This is a genomic window from Ensifer sp. EB106-05-01-XG146 (assembly GCF_058791875.1).
In genome coordinates this window covers 2,564,381-2,587,833 of the sequence record NZ_JBYTDX010000001.1, presented here as the reverse complement: position 1 = coordinate 2,587,833, position 23,453 = coordinate 2,564,381, and the positions used below count along the sequence as shown (strand labels likewise).

At 64.6% G+C, this 23,453-nt stretch carries 27 protein-coding genes; 10 read left to right on the top strand and 17 right to left on the bottom strand.

What is annotated here, in order from left to right; translation table 11 throughout:
* Window positions 1-178: 178 nt before the first annotated feature.
* Window positions 179-1,081 (bottom strand): metallophosphoesterase family protein, encoded by a 903-nt coding sequence (locus AC3WVQ_RS12925; protein WP_034788848.1) that lies wholly within the window; start codon window positions 1,079-1,081, stop codon window positions 179-181.
* 110 nt (window positions 1,082-1,191) lie between these two features.
* Between AC3WVQ_RS12925 and AC3WVQ_RS12920 the strand changes: the two genes are divergently transcribed.
* Window positions 1,192-1,659 (top strand): NUDIX domain-containing protein, encoded by a 468-nt coding sequence (locus tag AC3WVQ_RS12920; RefSeq protein WP_110819308.1) that lies wholly within the window; start codon window positions 1,192-1,194, stop codon window positions 1,657-1,659.
* 27 nt (window positions 1,660-1,686) lie between these two features.
* Here the strand turns inward: AC3WVQ_RS12920 and AC3WVQ_RS12915 are convergent, their stop codons facing one another.
* Window positions 1,687-2,664 (bottom strand): glutathione S-transferase family protein, encoded by a 978-nt coding sequence (locus AC3WVQ_RS12915; protein ID WP_110819307.1) that lies wholly within the window; start codon window positions 2,662-2,664, stop codon window positions 1,687-1,689.
* Between the two features lie 260 nt (window positions 2,665-2,924).
* On the opposite strand from AC3WVQ_RS12915, the gene AC3WVQ_RS12910 reads away from it, so the two are divergent.
* Window positions 2,925-3,470, top strand: coding sequence for a GNAT family N-acetyltransferase (locus tag AC3WVQ_RS12910; protein ID WP_034788838.1), 546 nt, complete (start codon window positions 2,925-2,927; stop codon window positions 3,468-3,470).
* A gap of 9 nt (window positions 3,471-3,479) precedes the next feature.
* Here AC3WVQ_RS12910 and AC3WVQ_RS12905 read toward each other — a convergent pair whose 3' ends face one another.
* Genes AC3WVQ_RS12905 through AC3WVQ_RS12880 form a run of 6 tightly spaced genes read right to left on the bottom strand, consistent with a single transcriptional unit; the run spans window position 3,480 to window position 11,227 of the window.
* The gene (locus tag AC3WVQ_RS12905) at window positions 3,480-3,902 is read right to left on the bottom strand and encodes a GNAT family N-acetyltransferase (protein WP_060606701.1); all 423 of its coding nucleotides are present in this window, start codon (window positions 3,900-3,902) and stop codon (window positions 3,480-3,482) included.
* A gap of 6 nt (window positions 3,903-3,908) precedes the next feature.
* Window positions 3,909-4,388 carry a GNAT family N-acetyltransferase gene (locus AC3WVQ_RS12900; protein WP_181432613.1) on the bottom strand — a complete coding sequence of 160 codons (480 nt, stop codon included), beginning with the start codon at window positions 4,386-4,388 and terminating at the stop codon, window positions 3,909-3,911.
* Window positions 4,385-6,454, bottom strand: coding sequence for a hypothetical protein (locus AC3WVQ_RS12895; RefSeq protein WP_110819306.1), 2,070 nt, complete (start codon window positions 6,452-6,454; stop codon window positions 4,385-4,387). Before AC3WVQ_RS12895 ends, AC3WVQ_RS12900 begins: the two co-directional genes overlap by 4 nt.
* A 10-nt stretch (window positions 6,455-6,464) precedes the next feature.
* The gene (locus tag AC3WVQ_RS12890) at window positions 6,465-9,293 is read right to left on the bottom strand and encodes a DUF4159 domain-containing protein (protein ID WP_110819305.1); all 2,829 of its coding nucleotides are present in this window, start codon (window positions 9,291-9,293) and stop codon (window positions 6,465-6,467) included.
* On the bottom strand, window positions 9,290-10,210 hold the full coding sequence (locus AC3WVQ_RS12885; protein WP_034788827.1) for a DUF58 domain-containing protein: 921 nt from the start codon (window positions 10,208-10,210) through the stop codon (window positions 9,290-9,292). The genes AC3WVQ_RS12890 and AC3WVQ_RS12885 overlap by 4 nt, the downstream gene beginning before the upstream one ends.
* A 3-nt stretch (window positions 10,211-10,213) precedes the next feature.
* Entirely contained in the window at window positions 10,214-11,227 is a 1,014-nt protein-coding gene (locus tag AC3WVQ_RS12880; RefSeq protein WP_034789050.1) for an AAA family ATPase, read from the bottom strand.
* Window positions 11,228-11,500: 273 nt separating this feature from the next.
* Between AC3WVQ_RS12880 and AC3WVQ_RS12875 the strand changes: the two genes are divergently transcribed.
* Genes AC3WVQ_RS12875 through AC3WVQ_RS12865 form a run of 3 tightly spaced genes read left to right on the top strand, consistent with a single transcriptional unit; the run spans window position 11,501 to window position 14,009 of the window.
* Window positions 11,501-12,124, top strand: a complete 624-nt coding sequence (locus tag AC3WVQ_RS12875; RefSeq protein WP_090298457.1) for a DUF1285 domain-containing protein — start codon at window positions 11,501-11,503, stop codon at window positions 12,122-12,124.
* Window positions 12,121-12,753 carry a CoA pyrophosphatase gene (locus AC3WVQ_RS12870; protein WP_060518728.1) on the top strand — a complete coding sequence of 211 codons (633 nt, stop codon included), beginning with the start codon at window positions 12,121-12,123 and terminating at the stop codon, window positions 12,751-12,753. The genes AC3WVQ_RS12875 and AC3WVQ_RS12870 overlap by 4 nt, the downstream gene beginning before the upstream one ends.
* Complete coding sequence (locus tag AC3WVQ_RS12865; RefSeq protein WP_090298460.1) at window positions 12,750-14,009, top strand: CCA tRNA nucleotidyltransferase; 1,260 nt, start codon at window positions 12,750-12,752, stop codon at window positions 14,007-14,009. Before AC3WVQ_RS12870 ends, AC3WVQ_RS12865 begins: the two co-directional genes overlap by 4 nt.
* Before the next feature lie 45 nt (window positions 14,010-14,054).
* On the opposite strand, the gene AC3WVQ_RS12860 is transcribed toward AC3WVQ_RS12865, so the two are convergent.
* Complete coding sequence (locus AC3WVQ_RS12860; protein ID WP_034788815.1) at window positions 14,055-14,240, bottom strand: DUF1059 domain-containing protein; 186 nt, start codon at window positions 14,238-14,240, stop codon at window positions 14,055-14,057.
* A gap of 194 nt (window positions 14,241-14,434) precedes the next feature.
* Here AC3WVQ_RS12860 and AC3WVQ_RS12855 point away from each other — a divergent pair, with 194 nt between their 5' ends.
* On the top strand, window positions 14,435-14,980 hold the full coding sequence (locus tag AC3WVQ_RS12855) for an adenine phosphoribosyltransferase (protein WP_492382793.1): 546 nt from the start codon (window positions 14,435-14,437) through the stop codon (window positions 14,978-14,980).
* Window positions 14,981-15,026: 46 nt separating this feature from the next.
* Here AC3WVQ_RS12855 and AC3WVQ_RS12850 read toward each other — a convergent pair whose 3' ends face one another.
* The 3 genes from AC3WVQ_RS12850 to AC3WVQ_RS12840 all read right to left on the bottom strand — a co-directional run bounded on the left by AC3WVQ_RS12850 (window position 15,027) and on the right by AC3WVQ_RS12840 (window position 16,300).
* A complete protein-coding gene (locus AC3WVQ_RS12850) occupies window positions 15,027-15,239 on the bottom strand; it encodes a hypothetical protein (protein ID WP_060518722.1) in 213 nt (70 codons plus the stop codon).
* Between the two features lie 138 nt (window positions 15,240-15,377).
* Window positions 15,378-15,848: a MaoC family dehydratase gene (locus tag AC3WVQ_RS12845; protein WP_089045006.1), complete on the bottom strand. Its 471-nt coding sequence runs from the start codon at window positions 15,846-15,848 to the stop codon at window positions 15,378-15,380.
* Entirely contained in the window at window positions 15,848-16,300 is a 453-nt protein-coding gene (locus tag AC3WVQ_RS12840) for a MaoC family dehydratase (protein WP_090298545.1), read from the bottom strand. The genes AC3WVQ_RS12845 and AC3WVQ_RS12840 overlap by 1 nt, the downstream gene beginning before the upstream one ends.
* Before the next feature lie 188 nt (window positions 16,301-16,488).
* Between AC3WVQ_RS12840 and AC3WVQ_RS12835 the strand changes: the two genes are divergently transcribed.
* Window positions 16,489-17,595: a hypothetical protein gene (locus AC3WVQ_RS12835; RefSeq protein WP_063894946.1), complete on the top strand. Its 1,107-nt coding sequence runs from the start codon at window positions 16,489-16,491 to the stop codon at window positions 17,593-17,595.
* Between the two features lie 59 nt (window positions 17,596-17,654).
* Here the strand turns inward: AC3WVQ_RS12835 and ychF are convergent, their stop codons facing one another.
* A complete protein-coding gene (gene ychF / locus AC3WVQ_RS12830) occupies window positions 17,655-18,758 on the bottom strand; it encodes a redox-regulated ATPase YchF (protein ID WP_034788804.1) in 1,104 nt (367 codons plus the stop codon).
* 189 nt (window positions 18,759-18,947) lie between these two features.
* On the opposite strand from ychF, the gene AC3WVQ_RS12825 reads away from it, so the two are divergent.
* Both AC3WVQ_RS12825 and clpS read left to right on the top strand, forming a co-directional pair.
* On the top strand, window positions 18,948-19,514 hold the full coding sequence (locus AC3WVQ_RS12825; protein WP_034788801.1) for a hypothetical protein: 567 nt from the start codon (window positions 18,948-18,950) through the stop codon (window positions 19,512-19,514).
* A 134-nt stretch (window positions 19,515-19,648) separates the two neighbouring features.
* The gene (clpS, locus tag AC3WVQ_RS12820; RefSeq protein WP_034788786.1) at window positions 19,649-19,960 is read left to right on the top strand and encodes an ATP-dependent Clp protease adapter ClpS; all 312 of its coding nucleotides are present in this window, start codon (window positions 19,649-19,651) and stop codon (window positions 19,958-19,960) included.
* Window positions 19,961-20,018: 58 nt separating this feature from the next.
* On the opposite strand, the gene AC3WVQ_RS12815 is transcribed toward clpS, so the two are convergent.
* The gene (locus AC3WVQ_RS12815) at window positions 20,019-20,321 is read right to left on the bottom strand and encodes a DUF6958 family protein (RefSeq protein WP_034788781.1); all 303 of its coding nucleotides are present in this window, start codon (window positions 20,319-20,321) and stop codon (window positions 20,019-20,021) included.
* The gene (locus AC3WVQ_RS12810; RefSeq protein ID WP_244546798.1) at window positions 20,305-20,865 is read right to left on the bottom strand and encodes a GFA family protein; all 561 of its coding nucleotides are present in this window, start codon (window positions 20,863-20,865) and stop codon (window positions 20,305-20,307) included. The genes AC3WVQ_RS12815 and AC3WVQ_RS12810 overlap by 17 nt, the downstream gene beginning before the upstream one ends.
* A gap of 119 nt (window positions 20,866-20,984) precedes the next feature.
* On the opposite strand from AC3WVQ_RS12810, the gene AC3WVQ_RS12805 reads away from it, so the two are divergent.
* Window positions 20,985-21,614: a TetR/AcrR family transcriptional regulator gene (locus AC3WVQ_RS12805; RefSeq protein ID WP_244546799.1), complete on the top strand. Its 630-nt coding sequence runs from the start codon at window positions 20,985-20,987 to the stop codon at window positions 21,612-21,614.
* A 35-nt stretch (window positions 21,615-21,649) separates the two neighbouring features.
* On the opposite strand, the gene AC3WVQ_RS12800 is transcribed toward AC3WVQ_RS12805, so the two are convergent.
* Window positions 21,650-22,642, bottom strand: a complete 993-nt coding sequence (locus AC3WVQ_RS12800; protein ID WP_090298463.1) for a squalene cyclase — start codon at window positions 22,640-22,642, stop codon at window positions 21,650-21,652.
* Window positions 22,643-22,700: 58 nt separating this feature from the next.
* Window positions 22,701-23,420: an aminoacyl-tRNA hydrolase gene (gene pth, locus AC3WVQ_RS12795; protein ID WP_492382792.1), complete on the bottom strand. Its 720-nt coding sequence runs from the start codon at window positions 23,418-23,420 to the stop codon at window positions 22,701-22,703.
* Window positions 23,421-23,453 lie beyond the last annotated feature (33 nt).

Sequence of the window (23,453 nt, the reverse complement as noted above, 5' to 3'; positions counted from 1 at the left end):
CATCTCCCATTGCTGGCGCATGACCGCGAAAGCCTCGCGCTGTTTCAAACGACTGCGTGTCCTGCATTCGCGCAGAGGCGGGCGCGCTGCCATGCGGCGGCGCACCGGAGTATGACGCAGCAGGGCCGGGGTTTATTCGCCGGGCGATGAATTTTCTGCGGAGGGAGGCTGCGTTCGGCTAGAAGCGCGTGGTTTCGGCGAGCGACACCGTGGTGGCATCGTCGTTCAGGGCGTAGCGCTCGCGCGTCAGGTGCCAGTTCCCGGCTTCACCGGCGACGGTGAACAGGTTGTAAGCTGCCGGCGGCTTGTGGCCGCCAGGACCTTGCGAGGCCGAGGCGATGCCGACAACCGGGACAGGGGCATGCTGGCCCTTCAGCCAATAGACAGTGTTGAGGTGCGTGTGGCCGTGGATCACGAGTTCCGCGCCGCCGGACGAGATCGTCGCAGCAAAGCGGCGAATGCCGATCATGCGCTTGTGCATCGAGGTTGCGCCGCGGATCGGCGGATGGTGGATCATGACGATTCGGAAGAGCCCGGCTTCGCCGGCTTGTCTCAGCAGATTGACGGTGGCGCGGGCCTGGCGCTGGCCGAAATAGCCGCTGGCGGCAAAGGGCGGGGTCGCAACGGCGGTCGAGCAGCCGATCAGCGCCACCGGGCCGCGCACGCGCATGTAGGGAAAGCAGCGGTGCCGGTCATGCCAATGCGCCGGCGCATCGTCGCCGCGCATATAGGGATACCAGGCACGGGTGGTCTTCTCGTAGGCGCCCGGAACATAGGCGTCGTGGTTGCCCGGAACGACGGAGATGTTTTCCGGCTTGCCCGCATCCTCCAGCCATTCGGTGACCGCCTTGATCTCGAGCGAGGAGGCGAGATTGACGAGATCGCCCGTCATCGCCAGATGGTCCGGATCCTTCTTCTCGATGTCGGCCAGCAGGGTGTCGAGCGTACCGGTGAAGAGATGGCGGCTGCGGTTGCGGTGCCAGTTGACGAAACCGGTGATGCGCTTGGAAGCGAGTTCCCTGAGGGATAGCTCGGGCAAGGGCCCGAGGTGGACGTCGGAAATATGGGCGAGTTTGAACATCGACCCCGTCTAGCGCATATTCCGGCCGAGGGGAATCAGGTCGCCCGATGAATCGCGTGTGGCCGGGACGAGGAAGGAAAAAACGCCTGGAACAGGATCGGCCACCGGAGATGCGGCGCTGGTATCTCCGGCTGCTGATGTGGCTTGCGCATGGCTACTACGCTGTTGCACGCGGCATGACGATGGGTGTGCGGGCGGCCTGTTTCGATGGCGAGGGCCGCGTTTTCCTCGTCCGCCACTCCTACCTGCCGGGCTGGCACCTGCCGGGCGGGGGGCTCGACCGCGACGAGGCCTCGATCGACGGCTTGCTGCGGGAGTTGCGCGAGGAGGGGAACCTCGAAGTTTCGGCGCCACCGGTGCTCGTCCAGGTCTACTACAACAGGCGCACGAGCCGCCGCGACCACGTCGTCTTCTACCGCTGTGACGGTGTCAGCCAGAGCGCGCCGAAAACGCCCGATCTCGAGATTTCCGAAAGTGGCTTCTTCGCACTGGACGCGCTGCCTGACGACACCACGCCGGCGACACGCCGCCGGCTTGCGGAACTTGCCGGCGACGTCGCAATCGATCGCTACTGGTAGCGATCGATTGCCCGTTTCATTGCGGGCTTACAGCGCCTCGCGTCCGTGCGGGGCGGTGAGGTCGAGCACCGGGCCCACCGGCACGACGCCGGTCGGGTTGATGGTCGTGTGGCTGCGGTAGTAGTGCTCCTTGATGTGGCGCATGTCGACCGTCTCGGCCACGCCCGGCACCTGATAGAGTTCCCGCAGATACCCTTGGAGGTTCGGATAGCCGGCGATCCGGCGGATGTTGCATTTGAAATGGCCGACATAGACAGGATCGAAGCGCACCAGCGTCGTGAATAGCCGCCAGTCGGCCTCGGTGAGGCGGCTGCCGGTGAGGTAACGGTGCGAGCCGAGGCGCTCTTCCAGCTTGTCCAGCCGGGCAAAGAGTGCCGTCACACTTTCCTCGTAGGCGGATTGCGTGGTGGCAAAGCCTGCCTTGTAGACGCCGTTGTTGACGTCGTTGTAGACGTCGGTGTTCATCGCATCGATCTCGCCGCGGAGCTCTTCCGGATAGAAATCGAGCGTCGAGCCGGTCAGGCCATCGAAGGCGGAGTTGAACATCCGGATGATCTCGGAGGATTCATTCGAAACGATGGTGTTCTGCTTCTTGTCCCAGAGGACGGGCACGGTCACGCGGCCGGAATAGTTGGCATCGGCGCGGGTATAGACCTGCCACAGCGCCTTCGAGCCGAAGAGATGATCGCCGGTGCCGATGCCGCCGTCCTTGAATTCCCAGCCCTGGGTGAGCATCAGCGGATCGACTACGGAAACGGAGATCAGGTCCTCGAGCTTTTTCAGCTTGCGGAAGATCAGTGTACGATGGGCCCATGGGCAGGCGAGCGAAACATAGAGGTGATAGCGATCGGCCTCGGCCTTGAAGCCGGCGTCGCCGCTCGGGCCGGCCGACCCGTCCGCCGTCACCCAGTTGCGGAACTGCGAAGCGCTGCGCTTGAAGTGGCCGTTCGTTGCCACCGTGTCGTACCAGACGTCCTGCCAGACGCCATCTACCAACCTGCCCATCGGACAAACTCCTTCGTGATCGTTGCGTCAATAGATAGCGCTTCCAGCGACATTCGATAGGTGGCGAAATCGGAACAGTGCGTTTTAGGCTTTGACAGAGGGCAAATTTCTGCTATCGGCGATTTCACAACTTTTTTCGTGTCTGGAAGAATCCGCACAGATGATGTTCTCGGGAAACCTGCGACGACGCTGATGCTGCCAACGCCCTCATCGGGCGAAGCCATCCCTATGTCTGTTCGCATGCCTGGTTTCTCGATCTCATGAAAAAGCACGATCTCGTCTATCTGACCGAAGACGCGTCCCATGACGCAGCCATCGAAATCATCAACGAAGAAGCTTTCGGCCCCGGCCGGTTTGCCCGGGCGGCCGCGCGCATCCGCGAGCAGGGGCCGCATGACCGGTCGCTGTCCTTCATCTGCGCCGACAATGGCGAGACGATCGCATCGGTCCGGATGACGCCGGTCATGGCGGGCTCGATCAAGGGCCACCTGCTCGGACCGCTCGCCGTCAGGCCGTCGCACAAGAACCAGGGCATCGGCCGGGAACTGGTGCGTATCGCGGTCGAGGCGGCGCGGCGCAAGGGCTCACACGCGGTGATCCTTGTCGGCGATCCGCCCTATTACCAGCCGCTCGGCTTCGAGAAGGTGCGTTACGCGGCACTCGAGTTCCCTGGGCCGGTCGACCCGGCGCGGGTGCTCGTCGTGCCGATGGCAGAGGGTGTGCATGCCGGACTTGCCGGCGTTATCTCCTGGCGGGATGATAGGCTGATGCAGGCGGAGCCGATTGCGTTGCCGCTGGCCGTCTGATCCCGGACCTTATCGCGCGACGAGCGATTTCTTCAGAAACACCCGGGTTCGGCCAACAGGGAAATCCGGCAGTTCACCGAAGGCCGCATAGCCCTGACGCTCGTAGGCGCGCAGGGCCTGCGGGTTGAAGGTGTCGATCCAGGCGCTGTGGCAGCCGCGATTGCGCGCTTCGTCCTCGGCCGCCTGGAGCAACTTGCCGGCAAGCCCCTGTCCGCGAAGACCTTCCGGTAACCACAGCCATTGCACGAATAGCCAGCCCCAGCCGGTGTAGCCGTTCAGGCCGCCGCGGGCTCCCTGTGCCTCGGGGCCGCCGACAAGGACGGCGAGGGGGCGTCGCTCCGACGGGCCGACGTCGGCGGCGTTGAAGGCTGCAAGACCGTTGCCGATTGCTTCGATCGCCTCGGGCGGCGGGGCGTCGGTGACGACGAACATCGGCCTTTACCTTTCGACACGGCGCATGCTGAAGACATCCAGGCGGTCTTCGCCGACATCCGTCTCGTCGAGCTGCCAGCCGAGACGCTCGTAGAAGGCGCGCTTGCCCGAGAGGGCGCAAAGATGCACGGCTTCGGCGCCGGTATCGAGCGCCGCCTGCGCTGCCTTCAGCACGATGTCGCCGCCGATACCTGCCCCGCGGAACGGCGGATCGACCCAGACGGCAGCGACCCACGGCGTGAGATCCGGTCGCTCCTCAAGATCGGAGGCGATGACCGAGGCGGTGCCGACGAAACGGTCGCCGGCATGCGCCACCAGACACAGCGGCTCGGCATCTTCGGCAAGGCTCGCCTGAAGCAGGCCGGCAATGTGTTCCAGCGGGAAGCCGTGCGGCTCCCACCAGGCGCGCCAGACGCGGTCGGCCACGGCATCGAAGAAATGCGGTGCGTCGCGAAGGTCGCTGACGACCATGGTGCTGTCGCTCATCGTCCCTCGCGATACCAGGTGGCGGAAATCAGCAGCAGCAGCGCCGCAAGACCAAGGAAGCCGGTAAACAGCGGCACTGAATTGACGCCCTTCAGCACGGTTTCGTCGGTCATGCGGATCGAGAGCCGCTGGTCGTCTGCCGCTCGGATCGAGCCCCTGACCGGCAGAACCGTAGGCAGGTCGAGCGGTCCATCGGCACTTGCGAGGCGCCGCACGATGCCCTTGGTCTTTTCCGCCCAGGGACGCAGCTTGTCCTCGGTCGAGATCGCGGCCTTGAATTCCGGAGCGTTGGGGTCGCCGACATGGGCAAGAGCCGTGAGCTCCCCGTTCGACATCTCGAACAGCCCGGTTTCCGTGGTGGCGACTTCGGCCGAGTAGAGGCCCGGCTGGCGTTCGGTCAGCTTGACGTCCTGCTTCCCGCCGGAGGGAGCGACCAGCGTCACCGGACCCGGATCGCCATCGATCGTCTGGCGGGTGATTTCGAGTGTCCGGCCGCGTGCGCGTGCCGTTAGCGCCTCTTCTTCGAGCGAGGGCTCCTGCATCAGCCAATGGGCGGTGCGGCGATAGAGTGACACGTGGGGTCCGCCGCCTTCGAAGCCGCGAGCCCAGAGCCAGCCCTGATCGGAGAGCAGCATGGCGACGCGGCCCTTGCCGACACGGTTGAGCACCAGCAGCGGTTTGCCGTCGGCCGCTTCCATGACCGTATGGCCCTGCGGTCGGTTGACGTCCACGGTGCGGAACCAGCGGCCCCAATGCGGCGGCTCGCTGTCGGAGCCTTCCAGACCCCGGGTCACCGGATGCTTCTTTCCTTCCTCCGACAGGCGCGGGAAGAAGGCCTTTTCGTTCATGACGCCCGTCGGCGCGGCCGGCAGCACTGCCTCAAGCGGTGTCGCTGCAATCGAATCGTCGCCGGCATGTTCGGGACCTGCCGCGATCAGCAGCGCGCCGCCGTTCTCCACATATTGCGCGATGTTGTCGTAGTAGAGGATCGGCAACAGACCGCGGTGCTGGTAGCGGTCGAGGATGATCAGATCGAACTCGTTGATCTTGTCGACGAAGAGTTCGCGCGTCGGAAAGGCGATCAGCGATAGCTCGTTGATCGGTGTGCCGTCCTGCTTTTCCTGCGGACGCAGAATGGTGAAATGTACGAGATCGACGGCCGCATCGGATTTCAAGAGGTTGCGCCAGGCGCGTTCGCCGGCATGCGGCTCGCCGGAGACCAAGAGCACGCGCAGGTTCTCGCGAATGCCGTCGAGCACGTGGACCGCGCGGTTGTTGGCCGTCGTCACTTCGCCCGGAACGGCATCGACGGCGAATTCGAGCACGTTGTTGCCGCCGCGCGGAACGTTGAAGGCGAACGGCACGTCCGTGCCGGGCTCGGCCCGCTCGCGGGCGATCTCGTTGCCGTTGAGGCGGATCGTGACTTCGGCGCTGCCGCCGGGTGCCGCCCCGTCGTCGACCACCCGGAACGAGAGCTTCTGTTCCTCGCCGACGATGCCGAAGCGCGGCGGGTTGATCAGTTCGACACGCCGGTCGAATTCATCGGGCTTGCCGGTGATCAGCCCGTGCACGGGCGCGTCGAAACCGAGCGCGCGAGCGACATCGGGCACATCGTGGATCTGGCCATCGGTGACGAAAATGGCGCCGCCGATGCGCGCCGGGGGAACGTCAGACAGCGAGGAGGCAAGCGCGCCAAAGAGATTGGTCGACGGCGAGACATCTGCCGGATCGGTGTTTGCCTCGATGATACGCGGCTCGATCAGCGGTATGGCCGCCAGCCGTTCCTTCAGGCCCTCGACGGCGCGATCGGTCTGCGCGGTGCGGTCGCCGTTCTGCTGGCTCTGGCTGCGGTCGACGACGACGGCGACGATGGTCGAGAGTGGATCGCGCAACTCCACGAAAATGGAGGGGTTGGCGATCGCCAGTCCGAGCGCCGCGAGTGCGGCCAGGCGCAGCCAGGCGCCGCGCACCTTCTGCCAGAGGCCAAAGGCGATGAACAGCGCCGCGATTGCGAGCAGCGGGACGAAGTAGATCCACGGGATCAGCGGGGCAAAGCCATAGGTCATCGATCGGCCCTCACTGTCCAAGCCTTTGCAGAAGGTCCGGCACGTGAACCTGATCGGCCTTGTAGTTGCCCGTCAGCATATACATCATGATGTTGACGCCGGCGCGGTAGGCATATTCGCGCTGCATCTCGTCCGGCGGCACTGTCGGCAAGAGCGGCGCGCCGTTGACGTCAACGGCCCAGGCACCGGCAAAATCGTTGCCTGTGATCATGATCGGCGTGACGCCGTCGCCGCCGCGCACGGGGCGATTGCTGCGGTCTTCGTCGCCATTGGGGGCGGCCTCGACCCAGAGCTGGCTTTCCGCATAGCGCCCGGGGAAGTTCGAAAGCAGATAGAAGGCCTTCGTCAGCACGTGGTCGGAGGGCACCGGCTCCAGCGGCGGAATGTCGAGCCCGCTCAGCATCGCCTGCAGGCGCTGCACGTTGGGACTGTCGCCGGCGTCCGACGGTGTCAGCGAGGAAAACTGGTCGCGCGTGTCGAAGAGCACGGTGCCGCCGTTGCGCATATAGGCGTCGATCCGGCTCATGACCCGGCTGCTTGGCATCGGAGCGGTGGCCGAAACCGGCCAGTAGATGATCGGATAGAAGGCCAGTTCGTCCTGTTCGAGGTCGACGCCGACGGGCGCTCCTGGTTCGAGCGCCGTCCGGTAGGTCAGATAGTTGCTGAGGCCGATGAGGCCCTGTTCGGAGAGGCGGTCGACCTCCTGCTCGCCGGTGATGACGTAGGCGAGATGGGTCGTGTCCAGCCGCTGCAGCGTCTGCTCGTCGCTCGGCTGGCTGTCCTGCGCATGTGCGATCGCCGGGGCGAGAGCGGCTACAAGGCCGAGCGTCGCAAGGCCAAGGGTTGCGACCAGTGCCGCGGCCGCGGCGCCGCGGCCTGCGCGCCGGCGCAGCCCGGCAAGACCGCCGGCCATGTAGAGAACGATCAGCGTATCGAGGACGAAGAGCGCCAGCGCCAGCCCGAAGAGGTAGGGTCGGATCGAGAAGGGCCGGGCGCCCTCCAGTCCTTCGGCCCGCGCTCCGACGAGATTGCCTGCAATCGGGGTGAGCTTGCCGCCGTCAGGCAGCAGATTGTTGGCGACGAAACCTTCCTCCGAGCCGTAGAGGCCGGGGGGCGTGTCGGCGGAAACGGTGGGCGCGATGCCGGGTGCGATTTCGAGCGGTCGAGCGCTGCCGGTGTCGCCGGTCAGTTCGCCGCGGGCGCTCACCAGGCGATAGGGGGGCAACGTCTGCGCCTTGCTTGGCTGATCGCCGGCAACGCCGCCGGCGCGCGACAGCTGGATGGAGCGGCGCAGCATGTCGACGAACGAGCCGGAGATCGGCAGGTTCGACCAGTTCGGATCGGCGCTCACGTGGAAGAGCACGATGCGGCCGCGGCCGCGCTCGGCGGTCGTCACCAGCGGTGTGCCGTCGGCGAGGTTGGCCCAGGTCCGCTCCGTGAGATCGGGTGTCGGTTGCGCCAGCACCTGGCGCTTTACCAGGACGTCACGCGGGCGTTCCAGTCCGGCAAAGGGGCTCGAGGACGGATAATCGGCAAGCGGCTGCGGTTCCGACCAGGAAAGCGCGCCGTCGAGCGTACGCTCGCCCTGCCGGAGCACGACCGGTACGAGCGGGTCGTCGGCGGGCGCGCCGGCGAGCCTCGGGCCGGCGAAGCGCACCAGCATGCCGCCATTTTCCAGCCAGCGCGTGACCAGCGGGTAGCTTTCGTCCGGCAAACGGCCGACGTCGGCCATGACGAGGATCGACGGATTTTGCGCCAGAAGCTCGGCGATTGCCTTCCCGACCGCCTCTTCGCGGGGTTCGATCAGGTCGGCATGCGGCTCGAGCGCGCGCTTGATGTAGTAGAGCGGCGAAAGCAGCGGCTGCGACTGATGAACCTCGCCGCTGAGCAGCGCGACCCGGCGGCGGCGGTTGCCGTCGTCGAGCAAGTGCAGGCCGCCGGCCGTCGCCTGGCCCTCGATCGTCAGACGTGCGAAGTCGTTGCGCAGCTCGAAGGGCGCCTTCAGCAAGGCATCCGCCGTCGTGGCGCCCGTCGCGAAGCGAAGCTCGCCCTCGGCGATCGCCGTGCCGCGAATGTCACGGGCAAGCACGTAATAGGCGCGTGGCTCGCCGAGCGGCAGGCGCGAGGCGGTAACCCGCATTCCGTCGTTTTCGTTGGTCGCTGCCGTCAGTGCGATGGCGCTTTCCGCATTGCCCTCGACCCGGCGGACATTCGTAGCGCCGAGCTCTGCGATCTGCTGCATCGTCCCGCCATTCGACGCTTCGATGCCGTCGCTGAGGAAGGCGAGGGTGCCGGGCGGAGAGCCGGCAAGCGCGGCCTTCATGGCAGCGAGTGCCCGCTCTCGGTCGGCCGGCAGCGGTTGCGGCTGGGCGGCGGCCAGGCGGTCGCGCGCCGCGGCGGCGGAAGCGGGCGTCGCGTCGTGCTGGCGGTCGGTGGTAAAGACGATCGAAACGGGAAGCTCCTTGGCTTCCGCGTCGTCGATCAGCGCACCGGCGGCTTCGACCCGCTGGTTCCAGTCGGAGACCGTCGCCCAGCTATTGTCGATGACGAGGGCAAGCGGACCGGCTGACGAAAGCGTGTTCTGCCGCGGGTTGATCACCGGATCGGCGATCGCAAGGATAAGGGCGGCGGCCATCAGCATGCGCAACAGCGTCAGCCACCACGGGCTTTGCGCCGGGGTCTCCTCACGCTTCATCACCGACGCGAGGATGCGCAGCGGCGGGAAGACTTCGGCCGACGGCCTTGGCGGCGTCATGCGCAGCAGCCACCAGATGACCGGCAGGGCAACCAGGGCGGCAAGGATGGCCGGATTGGTGAAGAGGAAGGCGAGGCCGCTCATAGCTGGCCTCCGTGGGTCGCGCGTCCCGGCATGCCGGAGAGATAGGTGTGCACGGCGACGAGCGCCTCGGAGGCGGGCCGGTCGGTCTTGTGCGGGGTGAAGGTCCAGCCGAGATGGCGCAGCGTCACGCCCAGCGTGTCGCGGCGGCCAATATAGGCGCGCTGATAGTCTTCACGCAGCACTTCGGCGCGGCCGGCGGTCAGCTTCTCGCCGGTCTCCGGGTCGGTGAATTCGGTCCGGCCGGAATAGGGAAACACTTCTTCGGCCGGGTCGGCGATCTCGACCACATGGCCGCGCAGGCCGCGTCTGGCCAGCGGGCCGAGGCGGTCCATGATCTTTTCGGCAGGATCGAGAAAATCGCCGATCAGCACGAGGTCGCTGGCGCTGCGGATCATTCCGGTTTCCGGCAGGCCCTCGGCAAGTGGGCTCAGCATGATGGCGGTCGCCAGCCGTTCGGCGGCGTTGCGCGCCGAGACCGGCTCCATGATGCCCGGGCAGCCGATGCGCTCGCCCGAGCGCGCGAGGATTTCGGCGAGCGCCAGCATCAGTACCAGCGCACGGCTCTCCTTGGACACGGTGCCGAGCTTCGACTTGTACATCATCGACGGCGAAAGATCGGCCCACAGCCAGATGGTGTGGGCGGCTTCCCATTCGCGGTCGCGCACGTAGGTATGGTCGTCACGGGCAGAACGCCGCCAGTCGATGCGCGACATGCTCTCGCCGTCCGAATAGGGCCGGAACTGCCAGAAATTCTCGCCGATGCCGCGCTTGCGCCGGCCATGCCAGCCGGAAATTACGGTGTTGGCGATCCGTCGCGCCTCGACCAGGCAATCGGGTACGAGCATGGCGCGCTGCTGCGCTCGTGAAAGCACTTCACTGGCGGGAGTACGCGAGACTATGTGCCCGACGGTGGCCATGCGTCAGCCTCTGGCCTGCTTCACCAGATCGGCGACGACGTCGCGCACGGTCATGCCTTCGGCGCGGGCGGCGAAGGTCAGCGCCATGCGGTGCTGAAGCACCGGTTCGGCCAGCGCCAGGATATCGTCGATCGAAGGCGCCAGACGGCCGTCGTAGAGCGCGCGGGCACGGGCGCAGAGCATCAGCGCCTGGCCGGCGCGCGGGCCTGGACCCCAGGCGACGTTCTTGTCGGTCGCGGCATTACCGTTGCCCGGACGGGCGGAGCGCACCAGCGAAAGGATCGCGTCGACCACCTTTTCGCCGACCGGCATCTGGCGGATGAGGCTCTGGATCTGCAGCAGCCGGGCGGCATCGATGACCGGGTGGGCGGTCGCTTCGCCGACACCTGTGGTTTCGAGCAGGATCTGCCGCTCGGCCGTGAGGTCCGGATAGCCGACGTCGACCTGCATCAGGAAGCGGTCGAGCTGCGCCTCGGGCAGGGGATAGGTGCCTTCCTGCTCCAGAGGGTTCTGGGTCGCGAGCACATGGAAGGGCGCCGGCAGGTCCTTGCGGGCGCCGGCAACCGTGATGTGGTACTCCTGCATGGCCTGCAACAGTGCCGATTGGGTGCGCGGCGAGGCGCGGTTGATTTCGTCGGCCATCAGCAACTGCGTGAAGATGGGGCCGGGAATGAAGCGGAACGAGCGATGGCCGGCCCCGTCCTGGTCCATCACTTCGGAACCGAGAATATCCGACGGCATCAGGTCGGGCGTGAACTGTACGCGGCTGGAATCGAGCCCCAGCACGGTGCCGAGCGTGGCGACGAGCTTCGTCTTGGCAAGGCCGGGAACGCCGACGAGCAGCGCGTGACCGCCGGAGAGCACCGCGAGCAGGGTCTGCTCGACGACGCTTTCCTGGCCGAAGATGACTTTGCCGACTTCCGCACGCACCCGGGCGATTTCACCCAGCGCACTTTCGGCCGCAGCGACAATCGCCTTCTCGTCGATCGCGTCAGCCGCGCCCTTCATCACACTCATGGTCATACTCCCCGGTCGCCCGTTGTTAAACCGAATCGCCCCTACAGCGCCGCGCGTCCTTATAGAGCGCGCCAGGCTCGCTGTAATATTGAGCCGCCGCATGACGCCTGTCCTTAGATCGATCCCGATTCAAGGAATCATGCGGTAGCCTGGATTTCAGTCGCCAAAATCCAATTTAGACCCTGCCGGACGGCTGACAAGTCGGCGCCGACGCACTATCTCGTGAGATATCAAAGGTCTCGATGCAAAATCGAGGTCAAACGGGACGGAACAATGGCAGAAGCCGAAATTCAGCAAACCGGCGATGCGGCCGGACTGGCGGCCCTGATTGCGCGTGCCGCCGGGCAGACCGGCGAAAAAGCGCGCGGCCTGCCACCGGTGGACCGCTGGAATCCGCCGTTTTGCGGTGACATCGACATGGAGATCCGCGCCGACGGAACCTGGTTCTATCTGGGCACGCCGATTGGCCGGCAGCCCTTGGTGCGGCTGTTTTCCACCGTTTTGCGCAAGGACGAGGATGGGCGCACCTATCTCGTCACGCCTGTGGAAAAGGTCGGCATCCGCATCGTCGATGCGCCTTTTGTCGCCGTCGAGATGAGCGTGACCGAGGGGAAGGAGGGGCAGGTCCTGACCTTCCGCACCAATGTCGGCGACGTGGTCGAAGCCGGGCCGGAGCATCCGCTGCGCTTCGTCATCCATGGCGAGAACCGCGAGCTGAAGCCTTACCTGCACGTGCGAGGGCGGCTGGAAGCCCTGGTGTCGCGGCCGGTCATGTATGACATCGTCGAGCTCGGCGAGACGGTTGCGATCGACGGCACCGAGATGTTCTGCGTGCGCTCGGGCGGTGCGGTCTTCCCGATCATGCCGGCAGCCGAGCTGGAAGCGCTTTCCCGATGAATGCGCATCCCTTCTCAGCCGACGAGTTTCGTCGTCGGGCGCTGACCCAGATGGGTGGGCCGATCGAGACCTCCTGGCGCGAGCACGGCGACTTCCTGCTCAATCCGGGCATCGTGCCCTATCTGGAGACGCTGAAGCTCAAGGATGCCGCGGTCCTGGTGCCCGTTGTTGATGATGGCGACGATGCGACGGTTATCCTGACGCAGCGCACCACCAGCCTGCGCAAGCATTCCGGCCAGGTCGCCTTTCCGGGCGGTGCCGTGGACCCCGAAGACCGGTCGGTCGAAGTGGCGGCGTTGCGCGAGGCGCAGGAAGAGATCGGGCTCGATCCGCGCTTCGTCGAAACCATCGGCCGGCTTCCGCATTACATGGCCATGTCCGGTTTCCGCATCACCCCGGTGCTGGCGGTGGTCAAGCCGGGTTTCGAACTGGTTCCCAACCCGGAAGAGGTCGAAAGCGTCTTCGAGGTGCCGCTGTCGTTCCTGATGAACCCCGGCAATCACGATCGCGGCAGCGGGCACTGGCAGGGCGAGGAACGGCATTTCTACCGGATGCCCTATGGCGACCGCAACATCTGGGGTATCACCGCCGGAATTCTGCGCATGCTCTATGAAAGGCTTTATGCATGACCTCGGTTGCTGGCGAAGGCTGGTTCTCGACGCCTTCTCTGCGTCGCGTTTTCGATGTGCTCAATGTCGACGGCGGCGAAGTCCGGGTCGTCGGCGGCGCAGTGCGCAACAGCTTGATGGGCTTGCCGGCCGGCGATATCGACATGGCGACCACCTGGCGCCCCGACGAGGTCGCCGAGCGGGCGAAGGCGGCCGGCATCAAGGTGGTGCCGACCGGCATCGACCATGGCACGGTGACGCTCGTCATCGACGGCACGCCCTATGAGGTCACGACGCTTCGCCGTGACGTTGCGACCGATGGCCGCCGTGCGGAAGTGGCCTTCGGCACCGACTGGAAGGCCGATGCCGAGCGGCGGGACTTCACCATCAACGCACTCTACGCCAACGACCGCGGCGAGGTCTTCGACGATGTCGGGGGGCTCGCCGACATCGAAACGCGGACGCTGCGCTTCATCGGCGATGCCAGCGAGCGTGTCGCCGAGGACTATCTGCGCATCCTGCGCTTCTTCCGCTTCTTCGCCCATTACGGCCGCGGCCGGCCGGATGCCGACGGCTTGCGTGCCTGTGCCCGTGCGCGCTCGAAGCTTGCAACGCTTTCGGCCGAGCGGGTCTGGGCGGAAACGAAGAAGCTGCTTTCGGCCGATGATCCCGGCCGCGCGCTGCTTTGGATGCGCCAGGCCGGCGTGCTCACCGAAATCCTGCCGGAAACCGAGAAATGGGGCATCGACGCAATCCCGGAACTCGTTGCCGCCGAGCGGGCCTTCGGCTGGAAGCCGGACCCGCTTCTACGCCTTTCCGCGATCGTGCCGCCGGATGAGGAGCGTCTGGAGGCGATGGCAGAGCGTCTGCGTGTCTCGAAGGCGGAGGCTGCCTATTTCAGCCGCTGGGCGAAGGCGCCTGCGGTCCCGGCGACGATCGTCGACACGGCATTCGATCGGTTGCTCTATCGTAATGGCGTGGAAGGGATCGTTGTAAGACTGCGACTGGCGCTCTCAACAGCGCGGCGCAAGTCGGAAGGCGACCCGGCGTTTTTGTCCGAGACCGCTTCGCTGCGGCGGCTCCTGGCACGGGTCGAGGCCTTCAAGCGGCCAAGCTTCCCGCTGAATGGCGGTGACGTCCTGAAAGCCGGCGTGCCGGCCGGCCCGCGTGTGGGGGAAATCCTCGGCGAACTCGAAAATCTCTGGATCGAGCGCAACTTCAATCTCGACCGGGCAAACCTCGTCGCCCGGCTCGAAGCCATGGTGCAGCCGTCCTGATCAGGCCGCCTTGGCCGGACGGCTTAAGCCGCCTTGGCCGGACGGCTAGGCCGCCTTGGACTCGTCGGTGATCCGGGCCTTGATGTTGTCGATCATGTTTTCGCGGATGACGGTCTCGCCATGCGTTTCACGCATGTGGTCGACGACGCGGCGCACGATTTCGGCATCGTTGTCGGCGCGGGTGTGCCATTCGCAACCCGGGACGAGGGAACCGCATTCAAACAGGCGCATGGTTGCTTCCTTCCCTGTGTAAGTTTGATGCGAGAGCGCGGCGCGCCGGTCGGGCGACCGCACGGTCAGAGTAGCATCAACCCCCGGCACGGCCAATTGTTCCCGCCGAACGCGCGACAAGAAACCGTTATAGACAAGCGGGCCGATGGTGTTATGGGTTTGCGGTAACAAGAGACGCAAAGGCCCTTTTGCCCATGACCTCCACCGTTCAATCGGAACTGATTGCCGCCATCCGGAACATTCCTGACTATCCGAAGCCGGGCGTGATGTTTCGCGATATCACCACGTTGCTCGGCAATCCGCGCGCCTTCCGCCGCGCGATCGACGAACTGGTGCATCCCTATGCCGGCACCAAGATCGACAAGATCGCCGGCATCGAGGCGCGTGGCTTCATTCTCGGTGGTGCGATCGCGCATCAGCTCTCGTCGGGATTTGTGCCGATCCGCAAGAAGGGCAAGCTGCCGCACGACACCGTACGTATCGCCTACAGCCTGGAGTATGGCGTCGACGAGATGGAGATGCACAAGGATGCGATCCAGCCGGGCGAAAAGGTGATCCTGGTCGACGACCTGATCGCGACCGGCGGCACGGCGGAAGCGGCCACCAAGCTCTTGAAGCAGATGGGCGCCGAGATCGTCGCCGCCTGTTTCGTCATCGACCTGCCTGAACTCGGCGGGCGCAAGAAACTCGAAGCGCTCGGCATCAATGTCCGCACGCTGATCGAGTTCGAGGGCCACTGATCGGTCGTTGCGGGATGGGTGCGGAGAACCGCGCCCTTCCTTTGGCCTACATGCGGTTGATCGTCCGCAGCATCAATTGCACTTCGCGCTGGGCTGCCGGCGACAATGTCTCCACTTCGGTGAGCCAGAATTTTTCGGCTTCCGGCGGCTCGTCTTCCCAGCTTCTCACCGATGTTTCGTTATCATCGATGACGACGCGACGGTGACCGCCAAGACGCAGATATTCGTCCGCCAGTTCGCGGGCGTGGGTTTTTTCCATAGCCGCTCCTCCGCTAGCAATGGTCGCTGCCCGCAAGCCGCTTGAGCGCGGCCAAGGGCGCGCAACCTTTATCCCGAGAGTGTACACCCGGCGAAAGGCGATTTTAAGAAATGATGGTGTTTGGCCGGTTTCGTCCGGTCAGACGAACTCGATGACCTTGCTCTCGAAACGGATCACCGCTTCGCCGTGCTGGTTTTCGCCTTCGCACAGGATCGTGTTGACCCGCCAGCCGGGCTTTGAAGCAAGCGACCGGCTTTCAAGAAACGTGACGAAGTAGGTGACCGTGTCGTCGGCATAGACGGGCTTCAGCCATTTCAGGTCACGAAATCCGGGCGAGGGGCCGAGGTTCGGCGCCTTCAGGCCTTCGGCGGCAAGCCGGCGTTGCTCGTTTCGCCAGAACTTGACGAAGCACTGCATCCACCCGGCGCAGGTATGCCAGCCCGAGGCACAAAGGCCGCCAAACAGCGAATGCCGCGCCGCTTCCGCATCGAGATGGAAGGGTTGGGGGTCGAAGTCGGTGGCAAACCGGATGATGTCCTCGGCCGTAAAGGTCAGGCTGCCGATCACGGTCCGGCTCTTGGCCGCGTAGAATTCTTCCATCGTCATCATCAGGCTTTGCCCTTGTCGCGGCAGCGAAAGAGAACCGAGCATTCGGAAACCGCCACGGGTTCACCGGCCTGGTTATTGATTTCGTTTCGGAATTTGACGATGCCGAGATCGGGTTTCGACCTCGAACGGCGCGCCTCCAGCACAATGCTGAAGCCCGAGAGCACGTCGCCGGCAATGACCGGCCTCCTCCAATCCATGAAATCGATGCCGGGCGAGCCCTGGGACGTGGAGTTTCCCATGAAGGCGTCGAGCATCATGCGCATGCCGATGGCGCTGGTGTGCCAGCCGGAGGCGGCGAGACCACCAAGAATGCTGCGTTTTCCCGCTTCCTCGTCAAGGTGCATCGGCTGCTGATCGAATTCGTTGGCAAACGCGATCATCTCCGGTGGCTTCATCTCGACCGGCTTGTAGTCGAACCGCCGGCCTTCGGAAAAATCCTCGAAGTAGAGCATGCTTGCCTTGTCCCGTCTGATTTGTTGCCGCATTACCTACTGCATAATCTCCGGAAGCGGAATCGATTTGAGCGGAGATGCGCAACATCGCAGGTCGCTCGCGACGTTTCGCGGTTGCGCTTGGCTCTTGTCCATGCAACCAGCTGATAATCCGTCCCATCCGCTCGTGTCTTGACTGAGGAAAGCGCGTGACCGAACTGAACAGAGCGCTCGCGGGCGCAGCCGAAAAAGGCATCATATCCGCGCATCAGGTGCGCGATCTCGAAGTCTATCTGGCTGATCGCGGCTTCCGTTTCGGACCGGCGGCATCGGATGCCGCGGTCGACAGGGCCGACGCCGCGCTCGATGCGCGGGCGGCGGAAGACAGCGAACAGCCGCGCTTTATCAGAGGCTTTCACGACATCCTGATCACCATCGGCATCGTGGTCGTGCTCATCGGCCTGTGGGGCCTGACCGGTCCGCTTGCAACGCTGCCGGTCATTCTCGTGCTTGCGGAAATTCTCGTGCGGCGCCAGCGTCTGGCGCTGCCTTCGGTGGTGCTGACGCTCGCGCTCGTCCATTGGGTCGCAATGACGTCGATGTGGCTGGTGGACGATCATGAGGACACCTGGCACCCGCTTACCTTCACCCTGGTCTACGTTGCGACCTTCCCGATCCCGCTGGCGCTGTTCTACTGGCGCTATCGCGTTCCGCTTGCGCTGGCCGGTCTGGTGCTGTCGATCGCGCTCACCTGCGTGGTGGCGGTCCTGCTCGCATTCGAGAGGGCCCTCGGTATCGACGTGGCCAACCCCGATTACGTCCTGCTGCTTCCATTGACCCTGCTCGTCGGGGCACTGGCTGTCTTCGCGATCGCCATGCGCTACGACGTTTCGGACCCGCAGCGGCTCACCACCCGTTCGGACATCGCCTTCTGGCTGCATCTCGCAGCCGCGCCGGCTCTGCTTTACTCGCTGATGGGACTGGTGTTCCTGGTCAATGGCGGTGCAACGTGGTGGGACGGACAGGCGAGCTTCAATCAGGCCGCTTCCGCCATTGTGATCGTCGCCGTGTTCATGCTGGTCGGGCTCGTCATCGACCGCCGCGCCTTCGTCACATCGGGGCTGTTGTCGCTGGGCGGCGCGATCTGGACCGTGCTGAGCAAGACCAATGCATCGCTCGACAGTTACGTCTTCATAGCCTTGGCGGTCGTCGGGGTAACGGTCTTGTTCATCGGCATTTTCTGGCAGCGGCTGCGCCGCATGGTCATCGACCTCTTGCCGGAAACGATAACGGCGCGGTTGCATGCCGCGCCGTAGTATCAAGTTCTGATGTGCTCCGATCCCGCGCCTTGAGTGCGGGATCAGACCGACAGGTCTTACGTGTTGAAGCGGAAGTGGATGACGTCGCCGTCCTGGACGACGTATTCCTTGCCTTCGTCGCGGGCCTTGCCGGCTTCCTTGGCGCCCACTTCGCCGCCAAGTGCGATGTAGTCTTCAAAGGCAATGGTGTTGGCGCGGATGAAGCCGCGCTCGAAGTCCGTGTGGATGACGCCGGCGGCCTGCGGAGCCTTGGTGCCGCGCTGGATTGTCCAGGCGCGCGTTTCCTTGGGGCCGACGGTGAAATAGGTGATGAGGTCGAGCAGCTTGTAGCCGGCACGGATCAGTCGGTCGAGACCGGCTTCTTCGAGACCGAGCGCGCTCAGGAACTCCTTGGCTTCTTCTTCCGGCAGCTGCGCCACTTCCGACTCGATGGCAGCGGAGATCACGACGCTTTCCGCCCCTTGCGCCTTGGCCATTTCGGCCACCGCGCGTGTGTGTTCGTTGCCGTCGACGGCATCGCTTTCCGCGACGTTGCAGACATAGAGGACCGGATGGGCGGTCAGGAGGTTGAGACCCTGCAGGATGCGCAGTTCTTCGGCATCGAGCGTCGAAAGCAGCGTGCGGACCGGCTTGCCGTCCTGCAGAAGCTTCAGCGAGGCTTCCATGATCGGAAGCTGTGCCATCGAATCCTTGTCCTTGCCGCCGGCGCGCTTGCGGGTCTGCTCGGTGCGGCGCTCGAGGCTGTCGAGGTCGGCGAGCATCAGCTCGGTCTCGATCGTCTCGGCATCGGCGACCGGATTGATGCGGCCTTCGACGTGGGTGATGTCGTCATCCTCGAAGCAGCGCAGCACGTGAACCACGGCGTCCACTTCGCGGATGTTGGCGAGGAACTGGTTGCCGAGGCCTTCGCCCTTCGATGCGCCGCGCACCAGGCCGGCGATGTCGACGAAGGAGATGCGCGTCGGGATGATTTCCTTCGACTTCGCGATGTCGGCCAGCTTGCGCATGCGCGGATCCGGCACCGCCACTTCGCCGGTGTTCGGCTCGATGGTGCAGAAGGGATAGTTGGCCGCTTGCGCCGCTGCCGTCTTGGTGAGTGCGTTGAAGAGCGTGGACTTGCCGACGTTCGGCAGTCCGACAATACCGCATTTGAAGCCCATGGGGTCTCGTCCGTATCTTAAAATTCCGTTGGCGTGGCTATGCGGGAAGGGCGCTCCCCGGTCAAGGGCGCAGGCCCTGTTCACAGTAAATAAGGGGTCGAGGCCGTTGAACGCGTGCTCTTCGGGCCGCATATGCGCTCGGATTTTCGCCGGCCCTGTTCGGCGGCCAAGAAATTGAGGAGCCCCGCATTGATCGACCAGAAGTTCTTGTTTCCGCGCGTGCCGGTTGCCGTCGTCGATATTGGCGACACACTCGAGGCGCTGTTGATCCGCGCGACGCTCGAAAGCATGGGCGCCGTCGTCACGCTGCATCTGCCGGGGACACCAGGCGATTTCCTGACCTTGCTCGCTGGCGGCGAGCTCGTTCACCAGCACCTGATCATTTCCGGCCACGGCGACGAGAACGGCTTCGTCTTTGGCGAATACATCGAGGAAATCGACACCTCGATGCTCATCGAGGGCAGCCTGCCGCCCGCCGTTATCGCCGAACATGCCAGGCTTGACGGCAAGATCGTGCTCAGCACCTGCTGCGAGACCGGTGGCAAGCGCTACGGCGATGCCTTTGTCAAAAAGGGAGGGGCGGCCCTCTACGTTGCGCCTGACGGCTCGCCGGAAGGAGCGGACGCGCCGCTTTTCGTGCATTGCTTCTTCCATGCGCTGCTGGCGCGCAAGCAAGAGGCAAGGGCGGCGCTGGAAAAAGCCCGCTCCTATGACGAAGCAGCAGCGATGTTCGTCGGCCATTGGGGGAGGCGCTGATCTCCGCCTGCGTCCGTGCGCTTGCTTTTGCTTGATCGGCACCTGCGCCCGTAGGATAGTGCGCCTGACGGTGCGCCGAGGCGGTTCTGCCCCGCGGTGGTGCCGGCCAATCTGTCATCAACGGGGTGGTTCCGATGAGTGACAACGAGGTTGCCAGAAAAGTCAAAGTGAGGGTGAAGCCGAAGCTCGATCGGCCGAAGCTTTACAGGGTCATGCTGCTCAATGACGATTACACGCCGCGCGAGTTCGTCGTCGGCGTGCTCAAGGCCGTGTTCCATATGAGCGAGGAGGCGGGCTACCGGGTGATGATGACGGCCCACAAGATGGGGAGCTGCGTGGTGGTCGTCTGCGCCCGCGACATCGCCGAAACCAAGGCCAAGGAAGCAACCGATCTCGCCAAGGAAGCGGGTTTCCCGCTGCTTTTCACCACCGAGCCGGAGGACTAGCAGGCCTCATGAATAGTTGGCGGCGGCCGGGGAAATGCCCGGCGGCCATCGGCCTGCCTCATGGCTTCCTGTGCAGGCGAAGCGGCTTGCTCGCTTCGCGCTCGATCGTGCCCTTGGCTTCGAGATCGAGCTGTACAGCCTTTAGCCACCAGCCCGCCTTCGCTCCGCCGGGGAAAAGGTCCTGCGGCAGCAAGGGCAGAAGCTGCTCCTTCGCGTCCGCCACGGTCAGGCCCGGTGCTGAGGGCGGCAGCACCGCGAGCAGGGCTTCACGCATCGCCTCGTATTTCATCCGGTCGACGCGGTACTTGTGGCCGGGCGAGACGATGTTTTCGATCTCGATCTTCTCAGCCTGGGATGCCATTGGCCTCGCCTTTCACATAGTCGATCTTCGGCGCCTTGAATCCCATCGCCGCCCAGGCGGTCAAAAGCCGCCACATGAAGCGGCCCGAATGTGTCTTGTAGCTCGGCAGCGTGTCGGCAAACTCGACGCCGGCCTTGCGATCCTTCGTCATCGTGCGCATTTCGAGCGGCGGCTGTTCGTCCCGGGCAAAACGCTGGTTGTAGACGCTCAGCCAGTGACCGCCCTTGAATTCCAGGAACATGGCCGAGTTGCAGCAGCTGGCGATGACCCGGCGCGTCGGCGCTTCCGGCGTCAGCCGGTGTTCGCGCAGAAGGTCGCTGCCCCTGACGCAGCGGATCCGGTCCTTGCGGTAGAGCGCAAACCGCGTCGAGCCGTCGGCTTCCATGACCGGCGACGCCTCCGGCAAGGCCTCGAAACGCTCGCCGGCGGTGCGGCAACTGGTGCAGTAGCAGGCGGCGCCGACGATCGGCTCGCCGGCGGCTTCAAAGGCAACTAACCCGCAGCGGCAGGCGGCAATGCGATGTCTTTCCTGTGGTTTGGCCATGGCCATCTCCTGATCCGACTTCGCTAACTAGACTGGACCGTCCAGTTTGATTTGTCAATCCGACTGGCCTATTCTGTAAGCCAAGTGATTTGGTGAGATACGGCAGGGGGAGGGCAGGTTTGAGCAATGGCGCAAAGACGCGCATGGAGCGCACCCGCAAACTGATCGTGGCTGCAGCCAGTGATCTCTTTCTCAAGCACGGCTTTCTCGGCACCAACATGGACGAGATCGCCGCGACGGCGGAGGTGTCGAAGCAGACGGTTTATTCCCATTTCCAGAACAAGGAGGCGCTGTTTCTCGAAGTCGTGCGCAGCATGACGGGGGGAGCAGGCGACGAATTCCAGGAGCAGGTGGCCGATCCCGATGGCGACGCGCGGATCGAGGACTTCCTGCTCGACTATGCCACGCAGTTGCTGACGATCGTGATGACGCCGCGGCTGATGCAGGTTCGCCGTCTCGTCATCGCCGAGGTGGAGCGGTTTCCGCAGCTTGGCGAAGCGCTGCACGAGCGCGGGCCGATGCGCTCGATCCGGCGGCTGGCGGTCGCCTTCAGGCGCTATGGCGAGAAGGGCGACATTCGGGTGAAGGACGCCGAGGTCGCCGGCGGGTTCTTCAACTGGCTGGTCATGGGCGGGCCGGTAAATGACGCCATGCTGCTCGGAGACAGCGCCATTCCGACGCCGGAGGTGCTCCGAGCCCATGCGTCGGAGGCGGTGCGGATCTTTCTGGCGGCCCATAGGCCCGGGTGATGGATGGATACGGACTGTGCTCAGGCGCGCCGCCTTCACGGCAAGTGGGCGTCCCACCATTTGAGCACGCGCATCGCCTTGAGCGTCACCCACCGCGAAGGGGCGTCGACCCCGTCATCGACGTCGAACCACACGCCTCCGGCGGGGCGCCAGTCGAGCGGCCATGCGCCGTTTTCGAGCCGCCTCGAACGCAGATGGCCGATCGCTTCGCTGAGCCGTGGATCAGGTGCCGCACCGCAAAGGAGCGTCGCGGCGCGAAAGTAATCGAGCGCCCGCAGGATGTCGTATCGCCAGCGGCTCGGGTGGCAGAGGCACAGGAAGCGTTCGTCGGCGGCTTTGCCCGTGCTCAGGCGGCGGAAGAGATGGCGCTTGAGCAGATAGTCCTCGCCGGCCCGGCGCGCCGCCTTGGACTGTGGCGTGCCACCGGTCGCCCTTTCGAACGCAAGCAAGCCTTCGAGCACGTTGATGGTGGTGGCAAAGGAGGACCGGAGCGAACCGTTTGCCCGTTCGCAGTTCCAGCCGCCATCGGCCTGGGCCTCGCCGACGAGCCTGTCGACGATCCGCGAAACGTCGACGCCGAAATAGGCGCCGTCGGCAACGGTGCGGCCGTTGATGCACTCCTCGACTTCGCCTTGCCAATAGGGCTGGCCGCCTTCGTCCCAGCGCGAATTGGCGCCGATCAGGTCGACGGTTCGTCGGGCCCGATCGGACGAAGGGTCGAGACCGAACTCCCGCAGCTGCGACAGCGAAAAGCACGTTGCCGTCCAGGGCTGGCCGTGCTCGGTCCACTCGTGCGCGTCGAAACCGGCGGGAATGAAGGCGCCTGCCGCCCATTGCCCATCGTCATCCTGATGCGAGAGAAGCCTGGCGCCCCAGCCTTCGGTCTCCACCTTGGCCCGTTCGGCATTCCATAGGGAATCTGGGGCGTCCAGCAGGTCGCGCATCACCTGCCAGCGAATTGCGGGATCCGATGCGAGAAGCCAGTCAATCACCGGGTCGGTCACGGGCGTGCTCCAGGCTTGTGCCATCGGGTCGATCTGACCCGTTTCGACTGGACAAGCTAGGGCGCGTTCCGGATTGGGGAAGCTAGTCGTTCTTCGAGCCGAACATCTTCTTCAGCATGTCGGCCATTGGGCCGGTTGCCGGCAGCTTCTTCGGCTGGGCGGAATTGCGCGCCTGGCGGATATGTGATTGCGCGCCCTGCTTCTGCGGGCCTTCAGCCTTTTCCGCCTCCGGCTTGCCGCCGGTGGCAAGCGCGATCTTGTTCAGAAGCTGGGAATCCTCGCCGCGCACCAGCATGTCGGCATTGTCGGCGATGGCGTCGAGCAGGGGCACCAGCCAGGCCTGGTCGGCCTTGGCGAAATCGCCGAGCACATGGGCATGCACCAGATCCTTGACGCCGGGATGGCCGATGCCAAGCCGCATGCGGCGATAGTCCTTGCCGCAATGGGCGTCGATCGACTTGATGCCGTTATGCCCGCCATGGCCGCCGCCAACCTTGATGCGCGCCTTGGCGGACGGCAGGTCGAGTTCATCATAGATGACGGTGATGTCCTTCGGCTGCAGCTTGTAGAAGCGCATGGCCTCGCCGACCGCTTCGCCGGACAGGTTCATGTAGGTCTGCGGTTTCATCAACAGAACGCGCTCGCCGCCGATGTCGCCCTCGGCGATCTCGGCCTTGAACTTCTTCGACCAGGAGGAAAAGCTGTGCCGGCGGTGAATGACGTCAACCGCCATAAAGCCGATATTGTGCCGGTTGGCGGCGTATTTCGAACCTGGATTGCCAAGCCCTACGATGATCAACATGGTGCTGCGCATTCATGATTTCGGGGTGATGCC